Source organism: Actinoplanes sp. NPDC049681 (genome assembly GCF_044465265.1).
Classification (GTDB): domain Bacteria; phylum Actinomycetota; class Actinomycetes; order Mycobacteriales; family Micromonosporaceae; genus Actinoplanes.
Map to the genome: position 1 here is coordinate 377,589 of NZ_JBITLP010000010.1, position 15,487 is coordinate 393,075.

The following is a 15,487-nucleotide window of genomic DNA, read 5'->3' on the forward strand; positions in this document are numbered from 1 at the left end:
ATCGTCGTGGCACCCTTGAGCCCGCATCGGCAACCATGAACGGTTTTCGCATGTGATCATCGGGTAGCGAGGGAGGCGTGGTGCGCAAAGCTCTGACGTATGCCGTGGCGCTGGTTGCCGCGGCGACATTGATCGCCGGCTGCGACAAGGGCGGCGCTGACCAGGCTGCGCCCGCGCCCTCCACGACCACCGCCACGACCGCCCCGGAGCCCTCGGCGTCCGCGTCCGAGCCGGCGCCCGATCCGTCGGCACCGGCCACGACCGCGCCCTCCCCCAAGCCCCAGAAGCTCAAGAGCGGGGCGAAGGGCGAGAAGGTCACGGCGTTGCAGCAGCGGCTCACGGAGCTCGGCTACTGGAACGGCAAGGCGGACGGCACCTTCGGCTCCCAGACCCAGCAGGCGGTCTACGCGCTGCAGAAGGCGGCCGGCCTGACCCGCGACGGCGTGGTGGGACCCAAGACCGAGAAGGCCCTGGATCGAGGGGTACGCCCGAAGGCGCGCAGCACGAGCGGCCGGGTCATCGAGATCAGCAAGAAGCGCCAGCTCCTGATGCTCGTCGACGACGGCAAGGTGACCGAGGTCTTCAACACCTCGACCGGTTCCAACCAGCACTACGAGCACGAGGGGCAGACGTACCTCGCCGACACCCCGAGCGGGCGTTTCAAGGTCTCCCGCCAGATCGACGGCTGGCGCAAGGCGCCGCTGGGCCTGTTGTGGCGGCCGAAGTACTTCAACGGCGGCATCGCGGTGCACGGCGCGACCAGCGTGCCGCCGTACCCGGCCTCGCACGGCTGCGCCCGGCTCTCCATCTCGGCGATGAACTACCTCTGGTCGAGCGACAAGATCCCGCTCAAGACGAAGGTCTGGGTCTACTAACCGGCAACGGCCAGGGACTGGGCCACCCGGCGCAGGAACTCTCGGTTCGAGCCGGTGGTCCGCAGCTGTTCCAGGAGCTGCTGGAGTCCGTCCCGCCCCTGGCCGCTGAGCGCGCGGCGGATCTGGGCCGCGATCGCCAGCTCGGCCGGCGCCATCAGGCTCTCGTCGTGCCGGGTGCCGGAGGCGGCCAGGTCGATCGCGGGGAAGAGGCGGGCCTCGGCCAGGGAGCGGTCGAGCTTGAGTTCGGCGTTGCCGGTGCTCTTGAACTCCTCGAAGATCACGGTGTCCATGGCGGAACCGTTCTCCACGAGCGCGGTGGCGATGATGGTCAGCGAGCCGCCTTCCTCGATGTTGCGCGCCGCGCCGAGAAATCGCTTAGGCGGGTGCAGCGCCGACGCGTCGATGCCGCCGGAGAGCGTACGGCCACGGCCCGGCGCGATCAGGTTGTACGCCCGCCCCAGCCGGGTGATCGAGTCGAGCAGCACGACGACGTCCTCGCCGAGCTCGACCAGACGCTTGGCCCGCTCGATCGCCAGCTCGGCGACCGCGGCGTGGTCCTGCGGCGGGCGGTCGAACGTGGCCGCGACGACCTCGCCGCCGACCGAGCGGCGCATGTCGGTGACCTCCTCGGGCCGCTCGTCGACCAGGACGACCATGAGGTGGCACTCGGGATTGTTCCGGGTGACGGCGTTGGCGACCTGGTGCAGCACCGTGGTCTTGCCCGCCTTGGGCGGCGCCACGATCAGGGCGCGCTGGCCCTTGCCGATCGGCATCACGAGGTCGATGACGCGGGTGGCCAGGAGGCCGGGTTCGGTCTCCAGCCGCAGCCGTTGCTGCGGGTAGAGGGCGGTGAGCCGGTAGAACTCCGGCCGGCGGCCCGGTGCGCGGCCGTTGACGGTACGCACCTGAAGCGTGCCGGGCTTGCGTCCGTCGACGTGTGCGACGCCGGTGATCCGGTCGCCGCGGCGCAGATCCAGGCGACGGACCTGGTCAAGGGATACCGGGATGTCCTCCGGACCGGGAAGGTAGCCGTCGGCGCGCAGCCAGGCGCGGTTGTCGACGATGTCGAGGAGGGCGTCGACGGGCACGTCGACGCCGGGTTTACGGGGATTGTCCGTCATAGGGGTACTCCAGAAGAGCGCGTCGCAACAAGGACGCGAAGAGGAAGAGCAGATCGCCGATCAGGCCTGTGGGGGCGGCACGATCCAGGAATGGCATGCCACCGGCATCCACGGCGCGGCTGCAGTAAAGGTAGCACGGTTCGGCTGACGGCTACCGCACGTCCATCTTGGACGGCTAATTTGCTGGTCATGGGTGCAGTCGATCGCCGTACGTTCCTGCGCATGGCGGGGTTGCCGGCCGCCGCCGCGGCAGTGCCGCTGGATCTGAGCAAGGCCCTCGCCATCCCGGCGCACCACCGCACCGGGACGATCGCCGACGTCGAGCACGTGATCTTCCTGATGCAGGAGAACCGGTCGTTCGACCATTACTTCGGCACATTGCGCGGGGTGCGGGGCTTCGCCGACCCGCATCCGATGCGTACGCCCTCCGGCAAGACCGTGTGGCACCAGCCGCAACCGGGCGGCCCGGACCTGCTGCCGTTCCGGCCCGACGTCCCGGACCTGGGCCGCACCTTCCTGCCCGACCCGCCGCACGGCTGGGACGACGGGCACGCCGCCTGGAACGGCGGCCGCTACGACCGGTGGGTGCCGAACAAGGGCGTCACCACGATGACGTACCACACCCGCAAGGACCTGCCCTACCAGTACGCGCTCGCGGACGCCTTCACGGTCTGCGACAACTACCACTGCTCCCTGCTCGGCCCGACGGACCCGAACCGCTACCACATGTGGACCGGCTGGGTCGGCAACGACGGCACGGGCGGCGGACCCGTCATCACCAACGCCGAGGCCGGGTACGACTGGTCCACGTACCCGGAGCGGCTGGAGCGCGCCGGCATCTCCTGGAAGGTGTACCAGGACGTCGGACTGGGGCTGACCGCCGAGGGTTCCTGGGGCTGGACGCAGGACCCGTACATCGGCAACTACGGCGACAACTCGCTGCTCTACTTCCACCAGTACCAGAACGCCGCGCCGGGCACGCCGCTCGCGGGCCGGGCCAAGACGGGTACGAACGTCAACGCCCTCGGACGCGACCCCGACGCGCTGCTCGGCGACTTCCGGCGGGACGTCGCCGAGGGCCGGCTGCCGGCGGTCTCGTGGATCGTCGCGCCGGAGGCCTACTCCGAGCACCCGAACTGGGAACCCGCGTACGGCGCCTGGTACGTCTCGCAGGTCATCGACATCCTCGCCGACCATCCCGAGGTGTGGAGCAAGATGGCCCTCTTCGTGACGTACGACGAGGAGGGCGGCTTCTTCGACCATCTGGCGCCGCCGACCCCCGGCGTCTCCACGGTGCCCACGACGAACGAGATCTTCCCGGGCGGCGCCGGCCACCCGGCCGGGCCCTACGGACTGGGGATCCGGGTGCCGATGGTGGTGGTCTCGCCCTGGACCCGCGGCGGCTGGGTCGATTCCCAGCTGTTCGACCACACGTCGCTGATCCGCTTCCTCGAGACGCGCTTCGGCGACGGCCGGCCGGACCTGGTCGAGTCCAACATCACGCCCTGGCGACGGGCTGTCACCGGCGACCTGACCAGCGCCTTCGATTTCCGGACGCCGAACCGCGCCCGGCCGGTGCGGCTGCCGGACACCGACGATTTCAAGCCCGCCGACCTGGTGCGCCACCCCGACGAGGTCCCGGTCCCGCCGGCCGAGCAGGAGTTGCCCGGCCAGGAGAAGGGAGTACGGCCGGCGCGGCCTCTCCCGTACGCCCTGCACGCCGACGGCGAAGTCACCGGCGAGACCCTGGCCATCACGTTCCGCAACGTCGGCCGTGCCACGGCGGTGTTCCAGGCCCGCTCGACCCGCGAGGGCGAGGAACCTCGCAGCTACACCGTCGAACCCGGCAAGACACTCACGGGCACCTGGTCCGCCCTCGGCCGGTACGACGTCGAGGTGCACGGCCCGAACGGTTTCCACCGGTGCTTCCGAGGCGGCACGATCGGCGTGCGCACGGACTACGACTCACGGGCGGAAAAGGTCACGCTGACGTTCCGCAACCCGGGCACCCGGCGACTCCAGCTGACGGTACGGGACGCGTACACATCAAGCCGGTCCACTGTGTCCCTCAAGGCCGGGCAGACGGCGACGAAGGCGTGGTCCGTGGTCCGTACCCGGGGCTGGTACGACCTCACCGTCACCGACGGCACGGACCTGGAGTACCGCTGCGCGGGTCATGTCGAGAACGGCAAGGACAGCATCACCGACCCGCTGATGGGCGGCCTGATCAGCTGAGCGGGCGGCGGCCGAGCCGCGCGGCCAGCCGGTCGAGCGCCGGTGCCGACGGCGGCTGATCCACCGCGTCCGCGAAAGGACGCCGGCCCACGGGCATCCCGGTCAGCATCGGCGCGGTGTGCGCGAGCTCCTGCTCCACGACCTCGTCGGCGAAAGCGGGCGGCTGGCCCGTGGCAAGGGCGAGATCCCAGCCGTGCACCAGCAGCTCGGTCAGCCGCAGGTGGAGTGCGACCGCCCCGGAGACGCGACCGAACGGCACCTCGACGGTGCGGTCCAGGGCACCCGGCGCCCGGAAGGCCGCCGCCAGGTCGGCCGCGCTCTCGTCGAAACCCGCCTGGAGGCTGCGGAACGTCATCGGCCGGGCGGTGAGCGCCGAGACGTCGACGACGTTGCCGAGCACGAGGTGACTGACGAGCGCCTGCACGTCCCAGCCCGCGCAAGGGGTCGGATCGCCCCACTGATCGGGCTTGACGCCGGCGATCAACCGTCCGACGCGTTCGGCCGCCGCCGTCAGCTGAGCAACGGTCGCCGTGGTCACGATGACACCCTAGGTGCACCCCGCACGTACCCGTTGATCAATGAGTGGCATCGACTGCTTACGATCCTGATTCTGCGGCGCCCGGCCGCAGGATTAACGGAGGGACGAGGATGTCACTCTTGTCGAGACGGCTCGGCACGGCGGGGATCGCGGGTGTGCTGCTCGTCGGCGTCGCCGCGACGCCGTCGACGGCCGCACCGAGCGCAGGACGGCCCGCAGCGGCCGCCACGGCCGCCACGTTCGACACGACGACCGCCAAGGAGCGGCAGCGTGTCGACAGCATCGAGGCCCCGAAGCTCGGCTGGTACAAGTGTTTCGATATAGCCGAGTGCGCCACCACTCGCCTGCCCCTGGACTACGACAAGCCGCACGGCGCTACCACGGAGATCGCCGTGCTCCGGGTCAAGGCCAAGGATCAGCAGCACAAGATCGGCACCCTGTTCGTCAATCCGGGCGGTCCGGGCGGATCCGGTACGGACATCGCGCTCGCGGCGCCCGGCTTCCTGAGCGAATCGATCCTCAAGCGCTTCGACGTCGTCGGGATCGACCCGCGCGGCATCGCGGCGAGTGAGAACGTGCACTGCTTCCCGTCGGTCCGGGAGCAGACCAAGGTCCTGGCCGACATGAACGTCGCCTTCCCGTGGGGCAAGGCCCAGGAGAAGAAGTACGTCAAGGCCGCCAAGAAGTTCGGCCAGGCGTGCTCCACCACCGGCAAGCCGCTGACCGGCGCGATGTCGACCGCCGAGGTCGTCCGCGACATGGAGGTGCTGCGCCGCTCGGTCGGCGACACGAAGCTGAACTACCTCGGCTTCAGCTACGGCACCGCGATCGGGCAGTACTACGCCAACATGTTCCCGGAGCGCTTCCGCGCGATCGTGGTCGACGGCGTGCTCGACCCGCAGCACTGGGTCGGCACGCAGCAGACGGCGGACCAGGAGCAGGACCAGCGGCTGCAGTCGGCCGAGGGCGCGTACCGCGCGCTCAAGGAGATCCTCAAGCGGTGCGACCGGGCCGGCAAGCGGTACTGCGTCTTCTCGGCCGGTGACCCGGTCAAGCGGTTCGAGACCATCGCGAAGAAGCTCCGGCAGAAGCCACTCGTCGTCAGCGAGGGCGGCGAAAGCTACACGGTCACCTACGCGGACTTCATCGGTGGCGTCCTCGGCTCCCTCTACAGCCCGTTTGCCGGCGACTCGGTCACCTATACGGCCGAGGACATCTGGACGACGCTGAACCCGCCGTCCCCGGCCGCCGCCGCCAAGGCGCGGACCACGCTCATCCAGCGGATCAAGGACGCCCGGTCCAAGCCGAGCCGCGACTTCCCGTACAACAACGGGTTCGAGACGTTCGCCGGTGTCGACTGCACCGACGGTCTGCACCCGAAGGACGCGGACAAGTGGCCGGCGATGATGGAGAAGGCCGACAAGCGGGCGCCGTACTTCGGCCGCGCCTGGGGCTGGGGCACCGCGCAGTGCGCCCGGAACACGTGGACCGTGCACGACGAGGACGCGTACACCGGACCGTGGACCCGTCGGACCGCCGCGCCGGTGCTGATCGTGGGCACCAAGTGGGACCCGGCGACGAACTACGACGACGCGGTCTCGGCCGCCCGGCGCCTGCCGAACAGCCGGCTGCTCTCCAACACCAACTGGGGCCACACCTCGTACGGCACGTCGAAGTGCGCCACCGGTGCGATCGACGCGTACCTGCTGAACGGCACGCTGCCGGCCACGGGCACGGTCTGTGAGGGCGAGTACCAGCCGTTCAAGGAGCCGCTGCCGACCAACGACGAGACCCGTTCGTCGCTGCGGGCGAACACCGCGGCGCAGGGCCGGCCGCCGGTCGCCACGCCGCTGCCGCCGTCGGTGCTCAACGGCAACCGGTAGTAGCAGCAGTCAGTCGTACCAGGACGGCGCTCCGGACCTCAGGGTCCGGGGCGCCGTTCCGCATGCTCAGGCGGTGAGCGGGAGCCGGAACCACACCCGCTTGCCGCCGCCGGGCTGCGGCTCGGTTCCCCAGGCCGACGCCAGGTGGTCGATGATGTGCAGGCCGCGGCCGTTCTCGCTGTCCGCGTCCGGGGATCGCGGCTGCGGTGCGCGGTCGCTGGAGTCGCTGACCGCGACGATCAGATCCCGCTCGAGCCGCAGCTCCACCAGCACGTCGCCGACCGTGTGCTGGATGGCGTTCGTGACCACCTCGTCCAGCAGCAGCAGCGCGTCGTTCGCGAGCGGCTGCTGACCCCACGCGGCCAGCAGGTCGGCCGCGAACCGCCGCGCCGCCGAAGCGCTGATCGCCTCGCCCCGGAACCATCGCCGCGCGTACGGCGGGCACGGCGCGGAGGCGTCGTTGGTCAGGCACAGGACCGCGACGTCGTCGCTGCGCGGCTGCGGTCCCACGGCGCTGCTCAGGACGTGGTCGAGGATCGCGTCCGGGTCCCGGCTCGGGGCGTCGCGCAGGGCCTGGCACAGCTCGTCGAGACCCTGGTCGATGGGGTGCCGGTGGTCCTCGACCAGGCCGTCGGTGTACAGCACCAGGTTCGCCCCCGGCGGCAGCACGAAGGTCGTCTCCGGATAGACCGCTGACCGGGCCACCCCCAGCGGTATCCCCCGGCGCAGCTCGAGGATGTCGGTGGATTCCGCGGTACGCAGCACCGGCGGCAGGTGCCCGGCGATGACCGCGGTGACCGTGGCCTCGGCGAGGTGCAGCTCCAGGTAACAGCACGTCGCGATGGTGTCGAGGTGCAGGTCGAGCATCAGCTGATTGACGTGGTGCAGCACCGCCGCCGGGGTGTGACGTTCGGTGGCGTACGCCCGCAGCGCGTTGCGGACCTGCCCCATGGTGGCGGCCGCCGCGGCGCTGTGGCCCGCGATGTCACCGATCGCCATGCCGACGACGCCGTTGCCCAGGGCGATGACGTCGTACCAGTCGCCGCCGACGTCGACGCCGTGGCTCCACGGCAGGTAGCGGGCGGCGTGGCGCAGGCCCCGGATCTGCGGCAGCTCGGCGGGCAGCAGCGCGCGTTGCAACGCGGCCGCCATGGACGTACGGGCCTCGAACAGCAGCGCGCGTTGCAGGGCCTGGGCGCTCAGACCCGCCAGCGCGGTGAGCAGGTCCCGTTCCTCGACCTCGAAGGTCCTCGGCTCGCTATAGCCCACGACCAGCGTGCCGAGCACCTCGCCGGCGACCGCGAGCGGCAGGAAGGCCCAGGCCTTGCGGCCCCCACGAGGTACGGCCACCACGGGGTCGGGCTGCGCGGCGTCGAACTCGGCGACGGAGGTCAGATACCGGGGCTGTCCCGTACGCGCGACCGCCGTCGCCGGGTACGGGTGGTCCAGGGGCAAGGCGGCGAGCCGCTCGACGACATCCGGCTCGTACCCGGCGTGGTACTGCAGCCGCAGATGGGTGTCGTTGAGCAGCAGCAGGGCCAGGCCCTGACCACCCGCGGAGGGGCGCAACACCGAGCCGATGGCGGCGTACACCTCGGCGGTGGTGCTGGCGGCGACCAGGGCGTTGGTCGCCTGCTGCAGGCTGCGGGCCCGCGCCGCGGCCTGCTCGGCGAGCGCGACGCTGCGGGTCAGTTGCAGCTGCCGGTCGACCTCCTCGGTGACCTCGCGGAAGGACACCGCCACGAAGCCGGAGCTGGCCCGGCCGATGTTGACCTCCCAGGCCTGGCCGATCTCCGGATAGTTCAGCTCCACCCGGCACGGCTCACCGCTCTCGGCGACGGCGCGGTAGCGCTCGAACATCCCGTCCGTCCAGCTCTCCGGCACCACATCGCTGAGGAGTTCCCCGATGATGTCCTCGACGGTGCGCCCGGTGAGCTTGGCGCCGATCTGGTTGACGTACTCGCAGACGAAGTCGACGATCTCGCCGTCCCCGTCGCGGACGGGGTGCAGGAGGGTGAACCCGTCGAAGGCGGCGTCGAGCATGTCGTAGAGCCGCGTGCCGCCCGAGGACCGGGGCGTCACGGTGACCTGGCGCAGGTCGACGAAGCGGACAGCGAAGCCGTCGCCGTACGGGCCGATCCGGAACTCGAAGTGCCCGGTGACGGTGGCCCGGTCGTAATACACCGTCCGGGTCGCCGGCCGCCGGGTCTCGACCACCGAGCAGTACAGCGGCAGCGTGCCGTCGTGAACGGTCTCCGGCCACAGCTGCCGGTACCGCTTCCCGACCAGCTCGGAGCGGGTGCGGCCGACGAGCCGGCAGCCCGCGTCGTTGATGTAGGTCAGCTCGAAGTCGACGATGCGGCCGTCCTCCCGGACGGCCCGGGCGAGCACCCATCCCTGCGCATCACTGTCGAGAAGCGCCAGCAGCTCCGCGTCCGACGACGTGCCGGCGCCCGCTGTCACCACGCCTCCACCTCCGGACATCTCGTGCTGCCTCGATGTCATCATCTCCCGGCACCCGCCGGTCCGTCAGTGCCGCTTACGGTGAAGGCATCGGGGGGCAAACTGGGCCATAATGCCGCATTCTCCCACTTCGCGCCGGGCCTGACCCCGTTTCGGCCGAGCCCGCGACCGGGCCCTCACCGATTGATCCGCATCACCGGAAATGCCAGGATGGCCTGGCGGGTCAATCGATCATCTTCTATTGCAGGGGGGTGGGTCCGTGTCCAGAGGTGTGCTCTCGGCCTTCGGCGCCGTGCTTCTGGTGGTGACCGGCGCGCTGACGGCGGGTCCGGCCCACGCCGCACCCGAGCCGCCCCCGGGCGCCCGTTCGGAACACCCGTGGCGGATGCGGCACTGGCCGCAGACCCAGCCCTGGCAGCGCCCGCAACCCGCCGCCCGGACGTACGCGGCCGGCGCACCCCGGCCGGTCGACCCGCAGAACTACGAGCTGCCGGACACCATGACCTGGGACGACTACACGCCGGTGCCGGGCACGAACTGGGCGGACCCGTCGGTGCCCGGATCGGTCGAGAATTTCCGGGGCGCGCTCGTGCTCGTGGACTTCCCGAACCAGCCGTTCGTCGCGACCCAGCCGGCGAACTCCAGCATCTACGGCAACCCCTCCGGCGTGCACGACCTGCAGCGCGCCGACGTACCGGCGTTCTACCGGGACTTCCTCAACCGGCCCGGCACACTGAACCGCGGCCACACCATCCACGAGTACTGGATGGAGGACTCCGGCGGCCGGTACGGCATCGACCTCACCTCCTTCGGCGTGTACCAGATGCCGCACCCTGATCACGAGTACGGCATCGAGAACTCGATGCAGCGGGGGCTCGGGTGCCCGGCCGGTGACACGTGCGGCCGGGATCTGCGTACCGATGCCAGAGCCGCCTGGATCGCCGCCGCCGGCGAGGATGTCGCCTCGAGCTTCGACTTCGTGTTCTTCCTGGCCGCGGGGCAGGACGAGTCCTCCACCTGGCAGGAGTTCGGCCAGATGAAGTTCGCCACGAAGGAACAGGTCTCCGACGCCTTCGGACCGCCCGACGACGCCCTGCCCAACTGGAACGCCACGCGCTACGTCGACTGGACCTCGTGGCAGGCCTCGTCCGCCATCTGGCCGAACGCGGCCAGCGGCAGCTCACTGCAGGCGGAGAGCTCCGGCATGTCCACGTACGCCCACGAGTTCAGCCACATCCTCGGCGTGGGCGACAACTACAACAACCCGTACTCGGTGCCCGCCCGCCGCGACTACAGCGGCCCCTGGGAGATGCTCAGCCGCGGCACGTTCAACGGCCCCGGCGGCCCGCACAGCCGATGGCTCATCCCCGGCACGGCGGGCTCTTCCATGGGCGCCCAGCACATGCTGCGCAACAAGATGAAGCTCGGAATCGTCGACGACACCGCGGTGCTGCAGCTTTCCCGCAAGGCGCTCGCCGACTCGGGCGTCGTCGTCGCCCGCCTCACGGCCCGGGAGGTGCAGCCCGGTCCGCACGGTCTTTCCGGCATCAACGTAAGCCTCGACGGCGGCGACGCGGCTGCGCCCTGCAACACCGCGACCGACCCGTACTGCGACGGCGGCGGCTACGACAACTACACGCTCGAGGTCGTCGACCGCGAAGGCTTCGACTCGTTCACCCCGGACTCCGGCGTCCTGCTGGCGAAGACCAAGAACGCCGACTACGCACCGTTCATCTGGACGATCGACGCCAACCCGCAGGACATCGACAAGGTGGACTTCGTCCTGCCGGACGGTACGCCGCAGAAGATGACCGTCGGCGACTACCGCCAGCTCTCGGACGCGCTGTTCCACGCGGGCACCGATTCCGGCAGTGAGTACGAGTACGTCGACACGGCCAACCGCCTGCACTTCTACGTCCTCGACATGCGGCGGAACCGGGCGGGGGTGCTGTCGTACACGGTCGCGGTCCGTTCCCTCGACGGCGCCGGCCCGCAAACCCGCGGCGTGGCGGCCAGTCCGGATGCTGCCGCCGTGCCGCCCTCCGGGTGGGCACGCTGCCGGATTCCGGTACGCAACACCGCACCGTCCCCCGGCTCGGACGTGTTCAGGATCGCCGCCGCGGCAGGAGCGGGCTGGACCACCTGGCTGCCGCACGCGGTCGCCGGCATCCCGGCCGGTCGCTCAGCCGGAGTGGACGTCTACGTCAAACGCATCGCCGGGCAGACGCGAGGCACGAAGGTAGCGGTCGCCATCACCTCGGAAAGCGACCCGGCGGCGACCGCCACCACCACCTGCCGGGTCCACGGGGGTACGCCATGACGAGCGACCCACGCATCGAGCAGGAAGCCGCCACGGTACGCAACGAGATCGCCGGCGCGAACACCCAGGCCTCGATCGCGCTGGCCACCGTGGCCCTGGCGGCCGGCCCGGTCGCCGCCAACGCCCCGATCCTCTTCGACGAGGTCTGGCCGATCACGGTCCTCGCCGTGGCGGGCGGCCTCCTCGCCGCGGTGGCCGTCTGGTTCCTGCTCAACGTCGTCCTCCCCCGCCTGGACGCCTCCGGCGGCGGCAGCTTCCTCAACTGGGCCCAGTGCGACCGTGAGGGACTGCGCGCAGCACTCGCCCGCGACTACGAGCTCGACGAGCTGCTCGTCCTGTCGCGCATCGCCGCGGCGAAGTACAGGGCTCTGCGCGACGCCGGCAACATGCTCAAGGCGGCGCTCATCCTGCTGGGCCTGGCGGCGCTGCTGAGCGTCATCCGAGGCTAGCGGCGCCCGCCCGGACGGCCAGGATGATCTTGACCTTCCGGCCGCGTGAAGATCGTCCGAACAGAGGGCCGTACCGGGCTTCAGCGAGATTAGCCTCGGCGGACCACGAGTGAGGACGAGCAAGTTCATGCATGAGGATGACCGGCAGCCATCCGTCGACACGCTGCGCATCGGCGGCTGGGTACCGCCCGCCACTTCTTCCGTACGCCCGCCGGCATCGGCCCGTTCGGCACAGCCGGCTCCTCCGTCAGCCCCGACCGTCGAACGCCCCACCCGAACCGCCCGGCGCCAATCGGCGACCTCCCCGCGGCGCAGGCGTGGCGCCGTCGCCGCGGTGATCGTCGGCCTCGGCGCGGCCGGTGCGCTGATCGCCGTGATGCCCGAACCCAAATCCCCGGCTCCGGTGGCCCAGTTGCCCTTTACGTACGCCCCGACGACGGAGGCGGCCACACCGACACCCGCGCCCTCGCCGTCCACGTCGCCGGTCCGCACGAGCGCGGCCACCCGGGTCCGCGTCGTTCACCCACCGGCATCCCGGCGCGCGCCCACGTCGCCAGCCACGACCGCTCCGACCAGCCCGGCGCCGTTCCAGGCAACCTTCGAAGCGGAGTCGCAGCGCAATGTGATGGGCGGCCAGGCCCGCGCGATGCCACGAGACGACGCCTCCGACGGCCTCGTCGTACGGTTCGTCGGCAACAACGAAGACAACTTCCTGCGCTTCACGAGCCTGACGGTGCCCGACACCGGCACCTACAACGTCCGGATCCAGTACATATCAGGCGATCCGCGCGACACCACGATCCTGGTCAACGGCCACTCCCTGGGAAGCATGACGTTCCCGGCCAGCCCCGACTGGTACACCGTGGACACCCTCAGCCTGCGGCTCGGCCTCAACGCCGGGCCGAACACGATCGAGATGCGCAACGACACCGACTACGCGCCCGACTTCGATCGCATCGACGTCACCCGCTGACGATGCGATACCCTGCCGATCGGAATCACCTCGCCTCGTCGATGGCTCGCGTGCGCCGAGAAGCACGCCGTACATGATCCTCGAACTTCGGAGCGCAACCGCTCCCCTGCGGTGAAGCCCGCAATCCGGGTCCGGACCCCCCGTGAGATCCGGTCGGCCCGGCGCCCTCGCCGCCACCGGTGCTGGGGCCACCTCGTCGCCGCACCCCTCTGGCCGATGCACGGCGCCAACCTCGGCACGCTGCTGCGCACCTGCGACGCCGTGGGCGCCTGCCTCGCAGTACCGCCGTTCGGCTGGGTCGACCAGGCCCTCGACCGCGGCAACACGCTGCGCCAACCCGCCTGCGTACACCGCATCGGCAGCCCACTGCGCTGGCTCGCCGACGAGCGCCAGGCAGGCTCGGCCATCCTCGGAGTAGAGCTGGCCGACGAGGCGATCCGGCTCGCCGACCTGCCCACCGCCCGCCGCCGCACCGTCATGGTGCTCGGACACGAAGCCACCGGCATCCCACCGCAAGCCCTCGACCTCCTCGACGGCGCGGTGGAGATCCCGATGATCGGCACCGGATCGAGCCTCAACGTCGCCGTAGCGGGATCGCTCGTGCTGTACAAGCTCGCCGGGCTGCTGTAGCCGTTCAGGAAGAGCAAGTGCCGAGCATCGTCTGCAGGGCGGTCTTCTCCGTGGACTGCAGACTGAGCGCCCAGTAGGACTTCACGGCGATCCACATCTTGGCGTAGGTGCATCGGTACGAGGTGACACTCGGCTGCCAGGTCGACGGGTCCTGGTCACCCTTGGCCTGGTTCACGTTGTCGGTCACCGCGATCAGTTGCGGACGGGTGAGGTCGTTGGCGAAGCTCTGCCGCCGGCTGGTCGTCCACGAACTCGCACCCGAACGCCACGCCTCGGCCAGCGGCACGACATGGTCGATGTCAACATCGGAAGCCGCCGTCCAGGTGGCGCCGTCGTACGGCGAGTACCAGCGCCCCGAGGTGGCGGCGCAGCTCGCCTCGGTGACCACGGAATCGCCGTCGCGCTCCAGCACGGTCTCGCGGGTGTTGCAGGTACCGCTGATGGTGATCCAGTGCGGGAACAGGTCGCGCGAGTACCCACTCATCGAGCCCTGCGCCGCCACGGTGAGGGCGTTCAGCTGCGTTTGAGCCGTCGACTTGGACGGGATCCCGGTCGGGGCGGCATGCGCCGGCGACGGCACCACGCCGATGGCCACCATTCCGGCGGCGACAAGGGTGAAGATCCGGTGACTGGTACGGCTCACGGCCGGCTCCCATCAGGTCCAGGCGCCGCCCATGGTCGGCGACGTGCGCCTCAGATATAGATGGGAGCCAGTGTCGATCGCGCTGCTGCCTGCGTGAACATCCCATTGCGGTCGTACGACGCTCGGACATCGTCCCGCTGCGACATCACGGTCGCGGCGTCGTTGAGCATCGCCGCCGAGCTTGGCCGAGGGCTCCGTCACGAATCTCGGGATCATTCCCGCGGCGTATGCGTTCGGCCGCGCCGCGGACGGACTTCCTCTACATATAGATAATCAGCTCCGGCGATGAAGAACAAGACTTGATCTTGACGCTGGTTGACACCACGATTCTCATCATGCAATGGGATCCCCTCACGACCCTGCAACGCACCCTCTGGATCGGCGGCGGCCAATGGCCGGCAAGTCCACCGTCGCCACTCACCTACCACAACTCCGACGCCCGAGGTTCTCTGGACCGCCGGGCAGCACGGCACCGCGCCGCGGAGAAAGTCCGCTCGACCGTCGAGCGCTCGTGTCACCGCGCCTGATCATTGCTGACGGCTGGGGGCTTCGCCCGGAACTCGTAGCGCCACTGCTGCCCTCGACGCAGCGCATGGTGCGGAACCGCATTGCGCGCGACCGTTTGATCGCCGAAGAAGCCGAGCGCTTGAACATCCGCGTCATCGAAGTCGACGGATCACACGATGCTCCTGCCATGGCAGGCGTGGCGGCAGAACACTTCAGCGCATTCCTGCCGTAGGCGTTCGCAGCCACCGGCAGTCCACGTCGCGGGATGTCACGGCAACGTTGCAAGCGTCACACTCATCGATGTCATCGCTGGTCAACCGCGGCATCAAGGCCCTCGTGAGGCGAAGTTGATCTCTTGCTGCGACAAAAGCAGCAGCACATCCGTCGCCGAGCCCCAACGATGAATATCAACGTCCACTTGCGTACCAGATCTCGACGGAAGGAAACCGACTGATTCAGCGCGCAGCACAACAAGCAATACCCGTTGCCGGCACCGGGCAACAGCCCGGCACGGGTCACACGCCATTCGGGGGAGGGCACATGTGCCGCAGGCGTAAAGACATTCTGAAGCACCTCATCGGGCTGCGCGATCGGTCGACCTCGGGGTCGACGGATCGTCCCGATTCCCAAGGAAACTACCGGTCCTCACGCGACACCGCGGCCGAGAGGCTGCGCGGCGAGGACGCCAGGTTGCTCGGCCTCACGTCCGAGCACCGAAGGCCAGACTCTTCTTTGATCGACTACTACACCCGCGGTTGATCGCGTCCCGAGGTTTCAGCCGGTCACCACCGGCAAAGGTCGCATCTACGGCCGGGCAGTCGCTCGGCAACGGCCGCCTCGTGAAGGGAAC

Annotated in this window: 11 protein-coding genes and 1 pseudogene; 8 read left to right on the forward strand and 4 right to left on the reverse strand. The window is 69.9% G+C overall.

Annotated elements, in window-relative coordinates:
* Window positions 1-80: 80 nt before the first annotated feature.
* Window positions 81-875, forward strand: a complete 795-nt coding sequence (locus tag ACIBO8_RS33985) for a peptidoglycan-binding protein (protein WP_396119527.1) — start codon at window positions 81-83, stop codon at window positions 873-875.
* Here the strand turns inward: ACIBO8_RS33985 and rho are convergent.
* Window positions 872-1,990 (reverse strand): annotated as a pseudogene (rho, locus tag ACIBO8_RS33990) (transcription termination factor Rho); the annotation flags it as partial. The gene ACIBO8_RS33985 and the pseudogene rho sit on opposite strands and share 4 nt — an antisense overlap.
* A 195-nt stretch (window positions 1,991-2,185) precedes the next feature.
* Here rho and ACIBO8_RS33995 point away from each other — a divergent pair.
* Window positions 2,186-4,231 (forward strand): phosphocholine-specific phospholipase C, encoded by a 2,046-nt coding sequence (locus ACIBO8_RS33995; RefSeq protein ID WP_396119528.1) that lies wholly within the window; start codon window positions 2,186-2,188, stop codon window positions 4,229-4,231.
* Here the strand turns inward: ACIBO8_RS33995 and ACIBO8_RS34000 are convergent.
* Complete coding sequence (locus ACIBO8_RS34000; RefSeq protein ID WP_396119529.1) at window positions 4,224-4,769, reverse strand: TIGR03086 family metal-binding protein; 546 nt, start codon at window positions 4,767-4,769, stop codon at window positions 4,224-4,226. The genes ACIBO8_RS33995 and ACIBO8_RS34000 overlap by 8 nt on opposite strands.
* Window positions 4,770-4,879: 110 nt before the next feature.
* On the opposite strand from ACIBO8_RS34000, the gene ACIBO8_RS34005 reads away from it, so the two are divergent.
* A complete protein-coding gene (locus ACIBO8_RS34005) occupies window positions 4,880-6,652 on the forward strand; it encodes an alpha/beta hydrolase (RefSeq protein ID WP_396119530.1) in 1,773 nt (590 codons plus the stop codon).
* A 66-nt stretch (window positions 6,653-6,718) separates the two neighbouring features.
* Here the strand turns inward: ACIBO8_RS34005 and ACIBO8_RS34010 are convergent, their stop codons facing one another.
* The gene (locus ACIBO8_RS34010; protein WP_396119531.1) at window positions 6,719-9,118 is read right to left on the reverse strand and encodes a SpoIIE family protein phosphatase; all 2,400 of its coding nucleotides are present in this window, start codon (window positions 9,116-9,118) and stop codon (window positions 6,719-6,721) included.
* A 256-nt stretch (window positions 9,119-9,374) separates the two neighbouring features.
* On the opposite strand from ACIBO8_RS34010, the gene ACIBO8_RS34015 reads away from it, so the two are divergent.
* The 4 genes from ACIBO8_RS34015 (at window position 9,375) to ACIBO8_RS34030 (ending at window position 13,487) form a co-directional block, all read left to right on the forward strand.
* Window positions 9,375-11,435: a M6 family metalloprotease domain-containing protein gene (locus ACIBO8_RS34015; protein ID WP_396119532.1), complete on the forward strand. Its 2,061-nt coding sequence runs from the start codon at window positions 9,375-9,377 to the stop codon at window positions 11,433-11,435.
* Window positions 11,432-11,884, forward strand: coding sequence for a Pycsar system effector family protein (locus tag ACIBO8_RS34020; protein WP_396119533.1), 453 nt, complete (start codon window positions 11,432-11,434; stop codon window positions 11,882-11,884). The genes ACIBO8_RS34015 and ACIBO8_RS34020 overlap by 4 nt, the downstream gene beginning before the upstream one ends.
* Window positions 11,885-12,218: 334 nt before the next feature.
* Window positions 12,219-12,857 (forward strand): hypothetical protein, encoded by a 639-nt coding sequence (locus ACIBO8_RS34025; protein ID WP_396119534.1) that lies wholly within the window; start codon window positions 12,219-12,221, stop codon window positions 12,855-12,857.
* A gap of 216 nt (window positions 12,858-13,073) precedes the next feature.
* Window positions 13,074-13,487 carry a TrmH family RNA methyltransferase gene (locus ACIBO8_RS34030; protein ID WP_396119535.1) on the forward strand — a complete coding sequence of 138 codons (414 nt, stop codon included), beginning with the start codon at window positions 13,074-13,076 and terminating at the stop codon, window positions 13,485-13,487.
* Window positions 13,488-13,491: 4 nt separating this feature from the next.
* Here the strand turns inward: ACIBO8_RS34030 and ACIBO8_RS34035 are convergent, their stop codons facing one another.
* Window positions 13,492-14,085: an HNH endonuclease family protein gene (locus ACIBO8_RS34035; RefSeq protein WP_396119594.1), complete on the reverse strand. Its 594-nt coding sequence runs from the start codon at window positions 14,083-14,085 to the stop codon at window positions 13,492-13,494.
* Between the two features lie 556 nt (window positions 14,086-14,641).
* Here ACIBO8_RS34035 and ACIBO8_RS34040 point away from each other — a divergent pair.
* Complete coding sequence (locus tag ACIBO8_RS34040; protein WP_396119536.1) at window positions 14,642-14,869, forward strand: hypothetical protein; 228 nt, start codon at window positions 14,642-14,644, stop codon at window positions 14,867-14,869.
* The last annotated feature ends 618 nt before the right edge of the window (window positions 14,870-15,487 follow it).